The organism is Actinomadura kijaniata NBRC 14229 (assembly GCF_001552175.1).
Classification (GTDB): Bacteria; Actinomycetota; Actinomycetes; order Streptosporangiales; family Streptosporangiaceae; genus Spirillospora; species Spirillospora kijaniata.
Genome location: NZ_BCQR01000345.1, coordinates 1 through 909, shown reverse-complemented (window position 1 = coordinate 909; position 909 = coordinate 1). Strand labels below are relative to the sequence as shown.

The window sequence follows — 909 nt, the reverse complement described above, 5'->3', positions numbered from 1 at the left end:
TAGGTTGTGTCGTCAAAGTTCATAGCCACATCAGCACGGCGGCCAGGGTGATGGCGGCCTGGTAGGACTCGGCGGTCTTGTCGTAGCGGGTGGCGATGCCGCGCCAGTGCTTGAGCCGGTTGAAACAGCGTTCCACCACGTTGCGACACTTGTAGACCTCGGGGTCGAAGCCCGGGGGCCGTCCGCCGCGGGAGCCGCGCCGGGCCCGGCCCGCGACCTGGTCGGCGCGTTCGGGGATGGTGGCGCCGATCCCGCGCCGCCGCAGGTGGGAACGGATGGCCCGGCTGCTGTAGCCCTTGTCGGCCACCACATGATTGGGACGCGTCCGGGGTCGCCCCGGCCCCAGACGCGGCACCCGAATCTGGTCCAGCACGGTCTCGAGCATGGTGCAGTCGTTGACGTTGCCGCCGGTTACCACCAGCGCCAGCGGCCGCCCGCGCCCATCACAGGCCAGATGGATCTTGGTGGTCAGCCCGCCCCGCGACCGCCCGAGCGCCCGGTGGTGCCCCCTTTTGGTGCGCCGGCGGCGCTTTGGTGGGCCCGTGCGATGGTGGAGTCCACCGCCACCAGCCAATCGATGTCGCCGGCGGCATCGGCGCGGGCCTGGAGGGCTTGCAGCATGGCGGTGAAGGTGCCATCGGCGGCCCACCGGCGAAACCGGGTGTGCAGACTGGCCCACGAGCCATAGCGTTCGGGCACGTCCCGCCAGGGCGCCCCGGTGCGGAACTTCCACACGATCCCGTTCAACATCCGCCGGTCATCGGCTCGGGGCCGGCCCATCCGCTGCCGCGGCAGCAGCGGCTCCAGCACTTCCCACTCGACATCGCTCAGCTCATGACGACGAACCACATCATCAAGGATCGCCGCCGCGCCAGCCGACCGCATCCACTTTGAAGACAGAACCTAGCC

Annotated in this window: 1 pseudogene; it reads right to left on the bottom strand. The window is 69.9% G+C overall.

The window, feature by feature from the left end:
- Positions 1–19: 19 nt before the first annotated feature.
- Positions 20–780, bottom strand: a pseudogene (locus AKI01S_RS50105) (IS5 family transposase).
- Positions 781–909 lie beyond the last annotated feature (129 nt).